This window comes from Pseudarthrobacter woesei (assembly GCF_055412745.1).
Window position 1 is genome coordinate 482,952 of sequence record NZ_JBVAYU010000002.1, and the last position, 14,361, is coordinate 497,312.

Below are 14,361 nucleotides of genomic sequence, written 5' to 3' on the forward strand. Positions count from 1 at the left end.
GCATGTCCCCCGCCGATCCCGCCGCCAATCCGGATCCCGCCGGGGAATCGGCCACCGCGCAGTGGTACCGGCGCTTCGGCACCGTCGACGCGCCCGGCAACTCCCCGTGCTACGCCGAGTGGTCGGTGGGCATCGCGGAGGATCCGGAGCTGATCCGGCGGATTGACGAGTGGCCGTACAACAAGCGCCAGCCGCTGCTGTTGCTCGCCGCGGCACGCTTCCTGGGCGCGCAGATCAGCCCCTACCGGGAGTTCCGGGCCTACCTGGACGGGCATTGGGACGAGATCTCGCGGACCGTGCTCGCCCGCGCCACCCAGACCAACGAGGCCGGGCGCTGCGCGGCGCTGCTGCCATCCCTCGCCCGGATCGAGGCCTCCGAAGGCCGGCCGCTGGCGCTCATCGAAGTGGGCGCCTCGGCCGGGCTCGCGCTGTTCCCGGACCGCTACGGCTATGAGTTCGACGCCGGCACCGCCGCGGTGACCCGTCTGCACCCGGCAGGTGCAGAGCCGGGCACGTTCCCGGTGCTTCGCTGCACCACCACCGGCCCCGTTCCGTTGCCGGAACAGCTCCCGCGGGTGGTGTGGCGGGCGGGCATTGACCTGAATCCCCTCGACGTCCGCAATCCCGACGACGTCGCCTGGCTGGAGGCGCTGATTTGGCCGGAGCAGGACTTCCGCCGGGAGCGGCTGAGGCAGGCCATCGCCGTCGCCCGGGCCGATCCGCCGCTGCTGGTGGCCGGGGACCTCAACGAGCAGCTCGTGTCCCTGGCCGGGCGGGCCCCGTCGGACGCCACGCTTGTGGTGTTCCACAGTGCGGTTATGGCCTATCTCGATGCCGAGGCCCGTGAGCGGTTCCGCGGGACCATCGCGGAGCTCACGGCGGGCCGCGGGTGCCATTGGCTCTCCAACGAGGGCCACACCGTGATCCTGCAGGCGGACGGCTCCAGTGTTGTGCCTGAAATGGCTGATGAGCGGCTCCGCGGCAGGTTCCTGGTGACGCACAACGGGCAGCCTGTGGCCATCGCGGGCCCGCACGGCCAGAGCCTGGAGTGGCTCCAGGCTGCTACGTCGTGATGACGCTATGTCTTGACGCTATTTCTTGACGCACTGGCCCGGTGAGACCGGGGTGCCGAGTCCGGGTGACTGGGCGGCGACGGGGCCTAGATCGGCCATCGTGATGGCGAAACCGAGCGAGGACTCGCTCGTGGCCTTGGCGAAGATCACGCCGGCCACCTGGCCTTCAGTGGTCAGCAGGGGGCCACCGGAGTTGCCCGGCTGAACGTCGCCGGCGAGGCGGTAGACGTCCTCCGGTGCCGGGTTGTTGCCGTAGATGTCCGGGACCAGCACAGTGGCGATGTCCTGCACAGTGGCCGGCTTGGACTGGAACGGGCCGCCGTGCGGGTAGCCGGCGAACGCGGCAGCGCTGCCGGCGGGCAGGTCGGAAGTGAGCGGCAGCGGGGCGGAACGCAGCCCGTCCACGGCCAGGACGGCGAGGTCATGCTGGCTATCGAAGTACACGACGCGGCCGGGCAGCGCACCCCCGCCCGGGACCTCGACCACGGGTTCCGGCACGCCGGCAACGACGTGGGCGTTGGTCACGACGCGGCCGGGCGAGACCACAAAGCCGGTACCGGTCTGGTTCTGCCCGCATTGGAAGGCGGTTCCGGCGATCTTCAGCACAGACGCCGCTGCCTTGTTCAGCGCGGGCGTGTCCGTGCTGGCGTCCGGGATGGCGACGGGCTGGCCCTGGCCGATGCCCGCAAACAGCGTCGGAATGCCCTCGCCGATCACGGTGGACCGCAGCTGCGCCATCGATGTCTTGAGCGGGGTGGGCGTCACGCCGTCGATGAACCGGATCACCTTGGACTCGGCGAGCTGCTGGGAGACGAGGGGGACGCCGAGCGCGCCGATACTGAACGCCAGCATCGACATCACCAGGGCGGACACCACCATGTTCACGCCGCCGCCGGCCACCCGGTCCACGGTCCGGAGCGGGCTGATCCTGACCACACTGCGGATCCTCCGCCCGATCGCGGTACCCAGGCTGCGGCCCAGGAACATGAGCAGCACGGCGGCAGCAATGATCGCGGTGAGCCGCCAGCCGCTGTCGTCCACCAGATCGCTGACTATCGGTACGGATACAAACGCGGCCACGGCCCCCGCGGCGAAGCCCGCGATGCCGCCGGCTGTCACCAGGAAGCCGTTGCGCAGGCCATGGATCAGGTAGGACAGCAGCGTCAGTAACAGCACGAGGTCCAAGATGGTCAAGCCAAACACCGGTGCTCCTTATAAACAGGTAAGCCCCGATTCTACCGGCGCAGGCTGACAGTTTGCCGGGCTGCCGCCGGCGCCCGGCCGGCTCCCCGGTGTGCCCTGTGGGTGCTCCGTGTGTGCCCTGCGTGGTGTCCTCTGGGGCGTTTCGGTGCCAAGTACGTCACAGAGACGCCAAAATTCTGAAACAATGGCTGAAGCGCCCCAGCCGACACAGTTAGTCAGGAGATTTTATGGACATCGAGGTATTGCGCCGCGCACCCCTTTTCGCCACGCTCGACGACGAGGCCTTCCGTTTGTTGACGGATGAGCTCACCGAGGTGGATCTCTCACGCGGAGCCTCGGTATTCCGGGAAGGTGACCAGGGTGACCAGCTGTACTTCATCGTCTCCGGCAAGGTGAAGCTCGGACGCACGTCCCCGGATGGCCGTGAGTCGCTGCTCGCCATCCTCGGCCCGGGCGAGCTGTTCGGCGAAATGGCACTGTTCGATCCGAGCCCGCGTACCGCCACGGCAACGGCCGTCTCGGAAACGCGGCTGGCCGGCCTGAAGAACGAGAGCCTCAACGCCCTGCTGCGCACCCGCCCGGAGGTCTCCGCCCAGCTGCTGCAGGCCCTGGCACGACGCCTGCGCCGCACCAACGATTCGCTCTCGGACCTCGTCTTCTCCGACGTTCCGGGCCGCGTCGCCAAGGCGCTGCTGGATCTGGCGGACCGCTTCGGCCGTCCCGCGACCGACGGCGTCCTGGTGGCCCACGAGCTCACCCAGGAAGAACTGGCCCAGCTGGTCGGCGCATCCCGCGAGACAGTCAACAAGGCCCTCGCCGAATTCGTCCAGCGCGGCTGGCTCCGGCTGGAGGCCCGCGCCGTCGTCATCCTCGACATGCAGCGGCTCCGCCAGCGCTCGCGCTAAAGCGTTCAGCAGACGTCGAAGGCCGGCCCGTGGAAACGGAGCCGGCCTTCGGCGTCTGGAATGCCGCACCCACCCGCGGGACATGCCCAGTCCTGGCTGCAAGGAGTGGACATAGTGGCATCATGTCCACGGGCCCGGGCCAGCGGAGGGCATGTCCAGTTGCAGGGCGGGCTGAGCGGAGGGCATGTCCACCGGTGGGGCCGAAGAAAGGACATGTCCCGGGGCCGGCACCAGGATGAGGGCGCAGGCTGGCCACGTTATGGCACGGAACCGCGCCAGTACTGCTAGCGTTCCCGCTGCGGTTCGCCTGCGACGGTTGTTGCCGCCTCGACTTCGAGCAGGAGCCTGCCGTCTTCCTCGACGAGCTTGGCCTGGTACACGTGGGCCTTGCGCTTGTAGCTGAGGTAGGCGATGCATCCGTTGGCCGCGGCCATCTTTTCCAGCATGATCTCAGAGCCCGGCACCAGGAGCTCACCGAGGGGCCGGCCGGCCGTGTTCTCCTGGCCCACCTCGTCGCCGAGCGCGGTGGTCTCCCGCTCGTTGATCACCTTGCGGACGCAGACCCAGCGGCCCCAGACACCCTTGCTGGCCAGCAGCGAGGGTGTCTGGTTCATGGGCAGGGTGGCTGCGAAGTAGCGGGTGTTGAAGCGGCGGTGCGCGAAGGCCGGACTGAGCCAGTTGACCAGCGGCTTGAGCAGGTCGGTCCGCACCGAGAGCCCGCGCTTGGCGAGCACCTCGGTGAAGGACTTCTCCTGCTCCGCCACGGCCACCCTGGCGCGCATCCACTCGGCCGTCGAGGTCGCCTCCACGGTGCTGGAGAGGTCCGGGCCGGCCAGCAGGATGCCGGTCTCCTCGAACAGTTCCCGGATGGCACCCACCACGTGGCGGCGTGCCAGCCCGACGTCGGCCGTCCCCATCTGCTCGGCCCAATGCTGCGGCGAGGGGCCCAGCCAGCCGACCGCGTCGTCGTCGGACGCCTCCAGCGATCCGCCCGGAAAGGCGAGCACCCCCAGCGGCGAGGTGCCGGGACGGTAGCCCAGCCAGGTCTCCAGACCCGTGGGTGAATCCCGCAGGAGTACGACCGAGGAGGCGAAGCGGGCCGCACGCGGCGTCCGTTCGCCATGGTCAAGCCAGCTGCGGGCGGACCCCTCAAGATCCGGGGGAAGGACAAACAGGCGTCGGGCTAACTTAGGCACAGGAAGTGACCGGCCCTCTAGGCGAATTCGGCGATCAGTTCGACTTCAACCGGAGAGTCGAGCGGCAGGACGGCAACGCCGACGGCGGACCGTGCGTGCTGGCCGGCGTCGCCGAGGACCCTGCCCAGCAGCTCAGAGGCGCCATTAATGACGCCGGGCTGGCCGGTGAAGGACGGATCGGAGGAGACGAAGCCGACCACCTTGACGATCCGGGTGATGCGGTCCAGATCCCCGATCACGCTCTTCACCGCGGCCAGGGCGTTGACGGCGCAAATCGCGGCGTAGCGCTTCGCCGCTTCCGGGGAGACGGTGGCCTCGTCGGAGGCGCCCTCCGTGCCGGCGGACACTTTGCCCGTGGCCTCCAGCTTGCCGTCAATGAACGGCAACTGGCCGGAGGTGTAGACATGGTTGCCCGAAATCACGGCGGGGACGTAGGCGGCCACGGGGGCGGCGACCTCCGGGAGGGTCAGGCCGAGTTCCGCGAGGCGCTGTTCGACGGCGGACGACGCGCCCGCGGCGGCGGTGTTGTTCCCCGCGGTGCCCGCAGTCCCGGCGGCACCCGGCGCGGCCGATGCTGGGGTGCTCATGGCTACTGCTTCTCCCGCTTCAGGTAGGCAACCAGGCCGTTTCCCTCGGGGCCAGGAACAACCTGGACAAGCTCCCAGCCGTCGTCTCCCCACTGGTCCAAAATCTGCTTTGTGGCGTGGATAATGAGCGGAATCGTGGCGTACTCCCATTTGGTCATGAACTAAAGCCTAGTCCTTGCCGGTAAAGTGGAAAACATGGCGACAGGCAAGAACCCTTTATTTGACACGGCCACCACTCTCGGAAAGATCCTTCTTTTCCTGGGCGTGAGCGCCATTTGCGGCGTCCTGGTGGCGGGGCTGCTGGTCCCGGCCGCGGCCGTTTCCGGCAACACGGCCAGCGGATCGATCAAATTCTTTGACACCCTCCCGGCCGAGCTGCAGGTGGACCCGCCCAGTCAGTCGACCACGATCCTCGCGGCCGACGGCAGCGTGATCGCGAATCTATTCGCGGAGAACCGCACCCGGGTATCCCTGGACCAGATGTCGCCGTACATCAAGGACGCGGTGATCGCCATTGAGGACAGCCGCTTCTACGAGCACGGCGGTGTGGACACCACCGGCATCCTGCGCGCCCTCGTCAGCACCGCCCGCGGCAACAAGCAGGGCGCGTCGACCATCACGCAGCAGTACGTCAACAACGTCATCAACTCCTCCCTCGAGGCCGAGGGCAAAGGCGACGAGGTCCTGCTGAACGGTGTCAACAAGGGCGTCGGGGACAAGCTCCGCGAAATGAAGCTCGCCATCGCGCTGGAGAAGAAGTTCACCAAGGAGCAAATCCTTGAGGGCTACCTCAACATCGTGTTCTTCAACCGGGATGCGTACGGCATCGAAGCCGCCTCCAAATTCTTCTTCAGCACCACCGCCAAGGACCTGACCCTGCCGCAGGCCGCGCTGCTGGCCGGTGTGGTCAACAGCCCGTCCTTCTATGACCCCATCAACAACCCGGAGAACGCCAAGGTCCGCCGTGACCTGGTGCTCAAGTCCATGCTGACCCAGGGCAAGATTCCGCAGGCCGACTACGACGCCGCCGTCGCCACCCCGGTGGAAACCAAGGTCACCCCGGCACGCCAGGGCTGCGCGTATTCGACGACGGCCCCGTACTTCTGCGACTATGTGCTGCACCTGCTGCTGAACAACCCGGCCTACGGTGCCGACGCCGAAGCACGGGAGCGGAAGGTGTTCCGCGGGGGCCTGACCATCAAGACCACGCTGGACCCGAATGCCCAGGCCGTGGCGCAGGCCCAGGTGGACGGATCCGCCGGAGCGAACCCGGACAAGTGGGGCGCATCGCTGGTCTCCGTGCAGCCGGGCTCGGGCAAGGTCATCTCGATGGCCCAGAACACCCAGTTCCTCGAGGCCGAAGGCAAATTCAACAACGTCATCAACTTCAATGTGGACAAGACGGACCCGGGAGGCGGCGACCTTGGCGGCCTGGGCGGTTTCCAGCCCGGTTCCACGATGAAGCCGTTCACGTTCGCGCAGTGGCTCGATGAGGGCAAGTCCATGAACACCACCCTCAACGGTTCGGTGCGGCGGTATCCTCTGAACTTCCGGTGGAGGAACACCTGCCCCACGCCCGTCAACGGTGCCTACAACACAGCAGAGAAGGGCCTGGGCGCGGCCGATGACCTGCAGAACGCGGAAGAGGGCTACTACAAGAACATGTCCGTCGTGGACGGACTCGCGAATTCGATCAACACCATGACGTTCGCCACCGCGGCCCAGGTGGACCTCTGCGGCATCCAGAAGATCGTCGATGCCGTGGGCATCCACGCCGGCCAGACCAACGAGCCCGTCCCGATGACAACGCTGTCCAACCTGATCGGCGCCACCCAGACCTCGCCGCTGACCATGGCCAGCGCGTTCGCCACCTTCGCGAACGACGGCAAGTACTGCGAGCCGGTCGCCATCGCCTCGGTGACGGACCAGACCGGTGCCCAGCTCCCCGCGCAGGCCACGAGCTGCCGCGACGCGCTGAAACCGGAGGTGGCCCGCGGTGTGAGCTATGCCCTGCAGGAAGTCCTCAACCGGGGCTCCGGCTCGCTGATCCAGCCGCGGATCTCCACCCGGACCAGCTTCCCGATCGCCGCCAAGACCGGCACCAACGACCCCAACAACTCCACCTGGGTGGTGGGCTTCACCAGCGGCCTGGCGACGGCGTCGTGGTTCGGCGACGCGCTGGGCGGCCAGGACCGGCCGGGACGCAACCTGACCATCAACGACAAGTTCTACAAGGCGGTCGACGGTTACATGATCGCCGGCCCGCAGTTCTCGAACTTTATGTCCCAGGTGGCACCGGCGTACGGCACCAACCCGTTCCCGGCCCCGCCGTCGAACCTGGTCACGGGACCCGCCCCGGCGCCCAGGCCGGCGACGCCGGCGACACCGGCGCCGTCCAGCCCGGCGCCGTCCAGCCCGGCACCCGCCCCCTCGCCCGACCCCAGCAAGAAGCCGTAACCGGTGACCCGGGGGAATGATCTGGCAAGCCGCGCCCGAAGCATCGGGCGCGGCTTCGCCGTAACCGCCGCTGTCGGCGCCGCGACGGGTGCCGCCGCCACCGGCTACGGCCTGTGGGAGAAGAACCAGTTTGTGCTGCGCGAAGAGACCCTCCCGGTCCTTCCGGCCGGCTTCGGCCCCTTCCGGGTCCTGCACCTGTCCGACATCCACTTCGTCCCGGGCCAGGATAAGAAGGCCGAATGGCTGGCATCCCTTGCGGAGCTGAAGCCTGACCTGGTGGTGAACACGGGCGACAACCTCAGCCACGCCAAGGCGGTGGACCCGGTGCTGGCGGCGCTGCGCCCGCTGATGGAGTTCCCCGGCGTCTTTGTGCCCGGTTCCAACGACTATTTCGCCCCCCGGCTCAGGAACCCGGCCTCCTACTTCCTGGGGCCGTCCTCGAAACCAAAAGACCCGGTCACGCTGGACTGGCCGCGGCTGCGTGCCGGCTTCGGCATGGCCGGCTGGGTGGACCTCACCAACCGCTGCCAGTCCGTGGTGCTCAAGGGACTGCGCTTTGACTTCTCCGGTGTCGACGATCCGCACCTGGGCCTCGAGCGGTACGCCGGCTGGCCCCGCGGCACCAGGGGCCAGGACGCAACACCGCATCTGCGGGTCGCCGTCGTCCATGCCCCCTACCAGCGCGTGCTGGACCACTTCACCGAGGACGGTGCCGATCTTCTCCTCGCCGGGCACACCCACGGCGGCCAGATCTGCCTGCCGGGCTACGGCGCCCTCCTCGCCAACTGCGACCTCCCCACCTGGCGCGCCAAGGGCCTGAACAACTGGGAAAGCAAGGGACGCACGACGCCGGTGAACGTCTCCGGCGGGATCGGCACCTCACGCTTCGCCCCGGTCCGCATCGCCTGCAAGCCTGAGGCCGTGCTGCTCACGCTCACCCAGCGTTCCTGATCCCGCCCGTTCCCCGGCCACCACGGGACATGCCCTCCCCATGGCGGGACGGTTGGACATAGTGGGCTAGTGCCCACTCCACACGGCCAGGGCTGGGCATGTCCCACGGACCATGGGACATGTCCGTTCCCCGTGGCCAGGGCTGGGCATGTCCCCTGCAGGCGGGGCGCCGGGCCGCCATTGCGGAATGTAATTACTGGGCGAGATCCTGATGCTGCCGCCATTCATGTGAACCCGGTCACGCGATGGCCTAGGGTAGTTGCTACAGGAAACTACATCCAGTTGTGTTGGATATTTCGCAGTCGCGTTTTAAGAAGCAGGCATGGCCAAGCAAACCCCGTTTTTCGCGTCAATCAGCCGTCTCTATCCGCTCGTCTTGCCGATTATGCCGCGGCTCGTCATGGGCCTGCTCTGCGCCCTGCTGGCGAGCGTGGTGGCCCTGGCCATCCCCCAGGTGCTCCGGGTGCTCGTCAACGAATCCCTGCACGCGGGCGGGAGCACGGACGCGGTATGGGTCGCCTCACTGACCATCCTGGGCCTGGGCATCGCCGAGGCCGGCCTCGTCGCGCTGCGCCGCACCTTCGTCATCAATCCCGCGACCACGGTGGAGACCCGGATGCGGGTGTCCCTGTACGGCCATCTGCAGGATCTGACGGTCTCCTTTCATGACCGCTGGGGTTCCGGGCAGCTGCTCTCCCGCGCCATGACCGACCTGAACTTCCTGCGCCGCTGGATGGCCTTCGGCGCCATTATGCTCGTGGTGACCACCCTGACAGTGCTGATCGGCGTCGGCGTGATGTTTTCGATGAGCTGGCAGCTGGCGCTCATCTTCACGGCCGCCGCCGTGCCGATCATGATCTACGGCTTCCGTTTCCGCACCCGCTTCAGCAAGGTGGCCCGCCGCAGCCAGGACCAGGCCGGGGACCTCGCCACCACGGTCGAGGAGTCCGTCCACGGTATCCGCGTGCTCAAGGCCTTCGGCCGCAGCCGCGAGGCGCTGGAAAACTTCAATGAACAGGCCGAGGAACTCCGCCAGACCGAGATCGCCAAGGCCAAGCATCTGGCCACCTTCAGCCTCGTCGTCACGCTGCTGCCCGAACTCGCCCTCGGTGCCGGGCTGGTCGTCGGGATCCTGCTGGCCTCCGCCGGCGAACTTTCCATCGGCGCGCTTGTGGCATTCTTCGCCACGGCGGCCGTGATTGCCGCCCCCGTCGAATTCTGCGGCATGCTGCTGGCGATGGCCCTGACCGCCAAGAGTGTGCTGGACCGGCACTTCGAGGTGATGGACTCGGTGAACACCATCACCAGCCCGCAACACCCGCGCCGCCCCGCCCGGCTCACGGGCGCCCTCCGTTTCCACAACGCCACGTTTGCCTACGAGGACGCCCCGGACAAGCCGATCCTCAAGGACATCAGCCTGGACATCAAACCGGGCGAGACCATGGCCCTGGTCGGCATCACGGGCAGCGGGAAAAGTGCCCTGCTCCAGCTGGTCCCCCGCCTCTACGACGTCACGGCGGGCTCCATCACCATCGACGGAGTGGACCTGCGCGAGTTCAGCGTCGAGGAATTGCGGTCCGTCGTCGCCGTCGCGTTCGAGGACACCACCTTATTCTCCAGTTCGGTCCGCGACAACGTGCTGCTCGGCGCCCCCGGCATGTCAGACCCCGGCACGTCTGCGCCCGGCACATCAGCGGAGAGCCGGGAGAAAGCCCTGGAAGAGGCGCTCGACGTCGCCCAGGCCCACTTCGCGTACTCCCTGCCGGAGGGCCCGGACACCCTGATCGGCGAGGAAGGCCTGAGCCTGTCCGGCGGCCAGCGGCAGCGCATCGCCCTGGCCCGCGCGATCGCCGCCCGGCCCAAAGTGCTGGTCCTCGACGACCCGCTCTCCGCCCTGGACGTCAACACCGAGGAACTTGTCGAGGCCCGGCTGCGGGAAGTCCTCTCGGACACCACAACACTGATCGTCGCCCACCGCCCGTCCACCGTGGCCCTGGCGGACCGGGTTGCGCTGCTGGAAGGCGGCCGGATCACCGCCGTCGGCACCCACGCCGAACTGCTCGCCGGGAACAGCCACTACCGCCACGTGATCGCCAGCCTTGACCCGGAACCGCGGGACCTGGACTCCGAACTGTCTGCCTTCGAGGCCGAGGAGATTTCCCGATGAGCAGCGCAACCTTCGGCACCGCCAACGAGGACAACGCGCACCTGTCCACAAGCGAGAGCAAGGCCGTGAGGCGCCGCTCGCTGGCCCTCTTGGGCTCCCTGATCCGCCCGGTCCGCCGCCGGTTCTGGCTCACGATCGCCGCCGTCGTGCTCTCCCAGGCGGCCCGCGTCGCCGGACCTGCCCTGATCGCCTTCGGCATCGACCGGGCCCTGCCGGCCCTGCGCGCCGGCGACAACCTCCCGCTTCTGCTCGCCGGCGCCGCCTACCTCGCCGCCGCCGTCGTGGCGGGAGGCCTCACCGCCCTGTACGTCAACTCGACGGCGAAGCTCAGCCAGTCGATGCTGCTGGACCTCCGCGTCCGGGTCTTCCGGCAGACCCAGCGCCTGAGCCTTGAGTTCCACGAGAAGTACACCTCCGGCCGCATTATCGCCCGGCAGACCTCGGACCTTGAGGCGCTGCGGGAGCTCCTGGACTCCGGTGTGAGCTCGCTCGCCTCCGGGATGGTGTTTATGGTGTTCACGGCCGTCACGGTGTTCGCGCTCGACTGGCGCAGCGGGCTCCTGGTGCTGGCCGCCGGCGTGCCGATGTACCTCCTGGCCCGCTGGTACCAGAAGCACTCGCAGATCGCCTTCCGCGAATCCCGGGTGGTCTCGGCCCGGCTGATCGTCCACTTCGTCGAAACCATGACGGGCATCCGCGCGGTCAAGGCCTTCCGCAAGGAACGCGAGAACTCCGCACGCTACGCCGGTCTCTCCGAGGACTACCGCAAGGTCACCGTCCGATCGATCAACCTCAACGGCGTCTTCCAGCCCGGCCTGGTGCTGATCGGAAACGTCTGCGTCGCCGTCGTACTGCTGCTCGGCGGCTTCCGGGTGCTCGGCGGTGAACTCGCCGTCGGTGTGCTGCTGGCACTGATCCTGTCCACCAAACGTTACTTCCAGCCCGTGGACCAGATGGCGATGTTCTACAACTCGTTCCAGAGCGCCCAGGCGGCGCTCGAGAAGGTGTCCGGGCTGCTCGAGGAGGTGCCCACGGTCCGGCCGCCCAGGAACCCGGTGGCCCTGCACGAGGCCAGGGGCACCATCGACTTCAGGGGCGTCGAGTTCCGCTACGGCGACGGGCCGGTGATCATTCCGCCGATGGACCTGCACATCCCCGCCGGGCAGACCGTTGCCCTGGTGGGGCAGACCGGCGCCGGAAAATCCACCCTCGCCAAGCTGATCGCCCGCTTCTACGACGTCTCTGCCGGTTCGCTCACGCTCGACGGTGTGGATCTGCGGCAGCTCACGACGGCGGATCTGCGGCGGAACGTTGTGATGGTCACCCAGGAGGCCTTCCTGTTCAGCGGCTCTGTGGCGGACAACATTGCCCTGGGCCGGCCGGACGCCTCCCGGGAGGAGATTGAGTCCGCAGCGGCGGCTGTGGGCGCGGACGGGTTCATCCGGGCCCTTCCCGAGGGTTACGACACCGATGTCAACAAGCGCGGCGGCCGCGTCTCGGCCGGTCAGCGCCAGCTGATCAGCTTCGCCCGGGCCTTCCTGGCACGGCCGGCGGTGCTGATCCTGGACGAGGCGACGTCCTCGCTGGATATCCCCTCCGAGCGCCTCGTCCAGGACGGCCTCGCCGGGCTGCTCCAGGGGATCGGCGCCGACGCCGGACGGACCGCGCTCATCATCGCGCACCGCCTGTCCACGGTGGAGAGCGCGGACCGGGTGCTGGTGGTCCACGACGGGTGTGTGGTCGAAGACGGATCGCCGGCGGATCTGATCGGCGGCGGCGGGCGCTTCGCGCAGCTGCACGGGGCGTGGAAAGACTCCCTGGTCTGAGTCTTTCCGGGGCTGTTTCACCGCTTTCGGCAACAAGCCGGCGCCGATTTCGCATCCGGGGCACGAATCGGATACTCTTGTGAAGTTGCTTTTGTAGCAGCGGATCGGGATGTGGCGCAGCTTGGTAGCGCGCGTCGTTCGGGACGACGAGGTCGCAGGTTCAAATCCTGTCATCCCGACCAGTCAAAAAGAGGGTCTTCCAGCCGGAAGGCCCTCTTTTGTGTGTGCCCGGACGTTTTGCGGGTGCCCGCCGGCGGGGGCAAGCGGCAAAAACAGCTCCGGGACATGGTTGGCGCATGTCCCGGAGCTGTCGAAGAGGTGCTTGTTACATCGGGTCCGGCCAGTTGCCGATGTTGGTGGAGTAGGTCATGGGATCCGGCCAGTTACCGATTGCCGAGAGGCGGCCCTGGGTTGAGCTCATGGGATCAGGCCAGTTACCGATCGCCAGGGTGGCGCCCATGGGGTCCGGCCAGTTGCCGATGGCATTGATGGACAGCACTGCGGGGGCAGCGGCGGTGAACGCCAGGGCGCCCGCCAGTAGGGCGCCGGCTGCGATCTTCTTCAACATAGAGTTCCTCAATATGAGTCGGGGATAGAGTCGGGGGCCTTACCAAGTCAGCATTACCCTTGTTGACACACATTGTAAAATTATTTCCACAGAGACTGTCAAGCATTTAGTACAAAGAATGTCCGGAATTAGGAGGTATCCGTGGGGAACGGATTTGGGGAGAAGCTCCGCGCGGAACGGCTCGAACGGGGCCTGACGCAGGCGGAGCTGGGCCGGGACCTGTACTCGCCCAGCTACATCTCGCTGCTCGAAACCGGACGCCGCGAACCGACCGCAGATGTGATTGAGGAGCTTGCCCGGCGGCTTGAGCTCGCGCCCAAGGCGCTGGAGGCCTGGAACCAGCCGGTGTCCGTCAGCGACGCCGAATATGTGCTCGCCGGGCTGTACGCCCGCCAGGCCTGGGATCTGAGGGACTATCCGTTGGCGGCTACCCACGCCGCAGCGGCGGCCCAGATCGCATTGGAGGCCAAGAACACCAGCGCGTGGTGGAACATGACCTACATGCAGGCGGAATGCCTCATGAAGCAGGGCGAGCTCAAGGAATGCCAGAACCTCGTGCAGCGCCTGCTGGACCATCCGATGGCGGCCGAGTCGGCCGGCCTGGGGGTCCGCGCGCAACAGATGCTGGCTGCGGTGTGCCACGGCCAGGGACAGTTGGCAGTCGCCGTCGAGCATGCCCAGGAGGCGGTGCGGCTCTGTGCCGAGCTGCCCAAAGGCTCCACTCTCATCATCGGCGCGCTGAGGGCGCTGATCGGCGCGCTGGCCGAAAGCGGCCGGCTCGACGAGGCTTGGCGGTACTGCCAGGACATGAACGCGCAGATGGACGACCAGTCCATCTCCCAACTGGCCGGCGAGGTCGCCTGGGTCATCGGAAACGTGGCCTTTATGCGCCACGACTACCCCGAGGGGATCAAGTACCACGAGCGGGCCGCTAAGCTGCTCTCCCCCGCCAACGACATCGACCTTTGGGCACGGTTCAACAAGGCGTCCGCCGCCGTCCGCCTGTCCTCCGGAATCGTGGAGCCTGAGACGCTGACCTCCATCGAGCGTGCCGAATTGGCCCTCTCGATCGTGGGCGGCAACAGGACCGACCAACTCGAGGTCGCATTCATCCGGGCCCGCTGGCTCTACCTCACCGGGGACATCGTCGCGGCCGTTCAGAAGCTGCGGGAGATTCACGCCGAAAAGGATTTGCTGGCCCGGCACGTCGCCGGTGAGGTGGCACTCCTGCTCGGCAAGGCGCTGAAGGCCGCCGGAGAATCCGACGAGGCCCTCGTGTACCTTGAGGAAGCCCAGAAGGAATTCAGCGCGGCCGGGGCCGCGGACCGGGTCCAGCAGGCGATGGATGCCGTGCTGGAAATCCGGCTTGCCCGGCGCCGCGCCGAAGCCGCCGCCGCGTCAGGAACCCAGTCGAACGCCTAGCCCAAC

Annotated in this window: 12 protein-coding genes and 1 tRNA gene; 8 read left to right on the top strand and 5 right to left on the bottom strand. The window is 67.5% G+C overall.

Annotated elements, in window-relative coordinates:
* Window positions 1–2 precede the first annotated feature (2 nt).
* Window positions 3–1,073 carry a DUF2332 domain-containing protein gene (locus ACZYZE_RS05365; protein WP_463906651.1) on the top strand — a complete coding sequence of 357 codons (1,071 nt, stop codon included), beginning with the start codon at window positions 3–5 and terminating at the stop codon, window positions 1,071–1,073.
* Window positions 1,074–1,091: 18 nt separating this feature from the next.
* On the opposite strand, the gene ACZYZE_RS05370 is transcribed toward ACZYZE_RS05365, so the two are convergent.
* The gene (locus ACZYZE_RS05370) at window positions 1,092–2,276 is read right to left on the bottom strand and encodes a MarP family serine protease (protein ID WP_463906653.1); all 1,185 of its coding nucleotides are present in this window, start codon (window positions 2,274–2,276) and stop codon (window positions 1,092–1,094) included.
* Window positions 2,277–2,503: 227 nt separating this feature from the next.
* Here ACZYZE_RS05370 and ACZYZE_RS05375 point away from each other — a divergent pair, with 227 nt between their 5' ends.
* A complete protein-coding gene (locus ACZYZE_RS05375; RefSeq protein WP_011693220.1) occupies window positions 2,504–3,181 on the top strand; it encodes a Crp/Fnr family transcriptional regulator in 678 nt (225 codons plus the stop codon).
* A gap of 284 nt (window positions 3,182–3,465) precedes the next feature.
* Here the strand turns inward: ACZYZE_RS05375 and ACZYZE_RS05380 are convergent, their stop codons facing one another.
* From ACZYZE_RS05380 to sp36, 3 genes are read right to left on the bottom strand one after another with little or no spacing between them, the layout of a single operon-like run.
* On the bottom strand, window positions 3,466–4,377 hold the full coding sequence (locus ACZYZE_RS05380) for an NUDIX hydrolase (RefSeq protein WP_463906655.1): 912 nt from the start codon (window positions 4,375–4,377) through the stop codon (window positions 3,466–3,468).
* A 17-nt stretch (window positions 4,378–4,394) separates the two neighbouring features.
* Window positions 4,395–4,964, bottom strand: a complete 570-nt coding sequence (locus ACZYZE_RS05385) for a RidA family protein (protein ID WP_459317392.1) — start codon at window positions 4,962–4,964, stop codon at window positions 4,395–4,397.
* Between the two features lie 2 nt (window positions 4,965–4,966).
* Window positions 4,967–5,122 carry a Sp36 family protein gene (sp36, locus tag ACZYZE_RS05390; protein WP_144671455.1) on the bottom strand — a complete coding sequence of 52 codons (156 nt, stop codon included), beginning with the start codon at window positions 5,120–5,122 and terminating at the stop codon, window positions 4,967–4,969.
* Window positions 5,123–5,159: 37 nt separating this feature from the next.
* Here sp36 and ACZYZE_RS05395 point away from each other — a divergent pair, with 37 nt between their 5' ends.
* From ACZYZE_RS05395 to ACZYZE_RS05415, 5 genes are all read left to right on the top strand, one after another.
* Entirely contained in the window at window positions 5,160–7,421 is a 2,262-nt protein-coding gene (locus tag ACZYZE_RS05395) for a transglycosylase domain-containing protein (RefSeq protein ID WP_463906658.1), read from the top strand.
* Between the two features lie 3 nt (window positions 7,422–7,424).
* Window positions 7,425–8,372 (top strand): metallophosphoesterase, encoded by a 948-nt coding sequence (locus ACZYZE_RS05400; protein ID WP_459317390.1) that lies wholly within the window; start codon window positions 7,425–7,427, stop codon window positions 8,370–8,372.
* Between the two features lie 322 nt (window positions 8,373–8,694).
* Window positions 8,695–10,539, top strand: coding sequence for an ABC transporter ATP-binding protein (locus ACZYZE_RS05405; RefSeq protein WP_459317389.1), 1,845 nt, complete (start codon window positions 8,695–8,697; stop codon window positions 10,537–10,539).
* Complete coding sequence (locus tag ACZYZE_RS05410) at window positions 10,536–12,365, top strand: ABC transporter ATP-binding protein (RefSeq protein WP_459317388.1); 1,830 nt, start codon at window positions 10,536–10,538, stop codon at window positions 12,363–12,365. The genes ACZYZE_RS05405 and ACZYZE_RS05410 overlap by 4 nt, the downstream gene beginning before the upstream one ends.
* Window positions 12,366–12,470: 105 nt before the next feature.
* Window positions 12,471–12,547 (top strand) — tRNA-Pro (locus ACZYZE_RS05415).
* Window positions 12,548–12,690: 143 nt separating this feature from the next.
* Here the strand turns inward: ACZYZE_RS05415 and ACZYZE_RS05420 are convergent.
* The gene (locus ACZYZE_RS05420; protein WP_459317387.1) at window positions 12,691–12,933 is read right to left on the bottom strand and encodes a hypothetical protein; all 243 of its coding nucleotides are present in this window, start codon (window positions 12,931–12,933) and stop codon (window positions 12,691–12,693) included.
* Between the two features lie 141 nt (window positions 12,934–13,074).
* Here ACZYZE_RS05420 and ACZYZE_RS05425 point away from each other — a divergent pair, with 141 nt between their 5' ends.
* Window positions 13,075–14,355, top strand: coding sequence for a helix-turn-helix domain-containing protein (locus ACZYZE_RS05425; protein ID WP_459317386.1), 1,281 nt, complete (start codon window positions 13,075–13,077; stop codon window positions 14,353–14,355).
* Window positions 14,356–14,361: the final 6 nt, after the last annotated feature.

Coding starts and splice junctions, on each gene's coding strand:
- ACZYZE_RS05385 (WP_459317392.1), bottom strand. CDS start 4,964: ATGAGCACCCCAGCATCGGCCGCGCCGGGTGCCGCCGGGACTGCGGGC.
- sp36 (WP_144671455.1), bottom strand. CDS start 5,122: ATGACCAAATGGGAGTACGCCACGATTCCGCTCATTATCCACGCCACA.
- ACZYZE_RS05365 (WP_463906651.1), top strand. CDS start 3: ATGTCCCCCGCCGATCCCGCCGCCAATCCGGATCCCGCCGGGGAATCG.
- ACZYZE_RS05375 (WP_011693220.1), top strand. CDS start 2,504: ATGGACATCGAGGTATTGCGCCGCGCACCCCTTTTCGCCACGCTCGAC.
- ACZYZE_RS05405 (WP_459317389.1), top strand. CDS start 8,695: ATGGCCAAGCAAACCCCGTTTTTCGCGTCAATCAGCCGTCTCTATCCG.
- ACZYZE_RS05410 (WP_459317388.1), top strand. CDS start 10,536: ATGAGCAGCGCAACCTTCGGCACCGCCAACGAGGACAACGCGCACCTG.
- ACZYZE_RS05395 (WP_463906658.1), top strand. CDS start 5,160: ATGGCGACAGGCAAGAACCCTTTATTTGACACGGCCACCACTCTCGGA.
- ACZYZE_RS05420 (WP_459317387.1), bottom strand. CDS start 12,933: ATGTTGAAGAAGATCGCAGCCGGCGCCCTACTGGCGGGCGCCCTGGCG.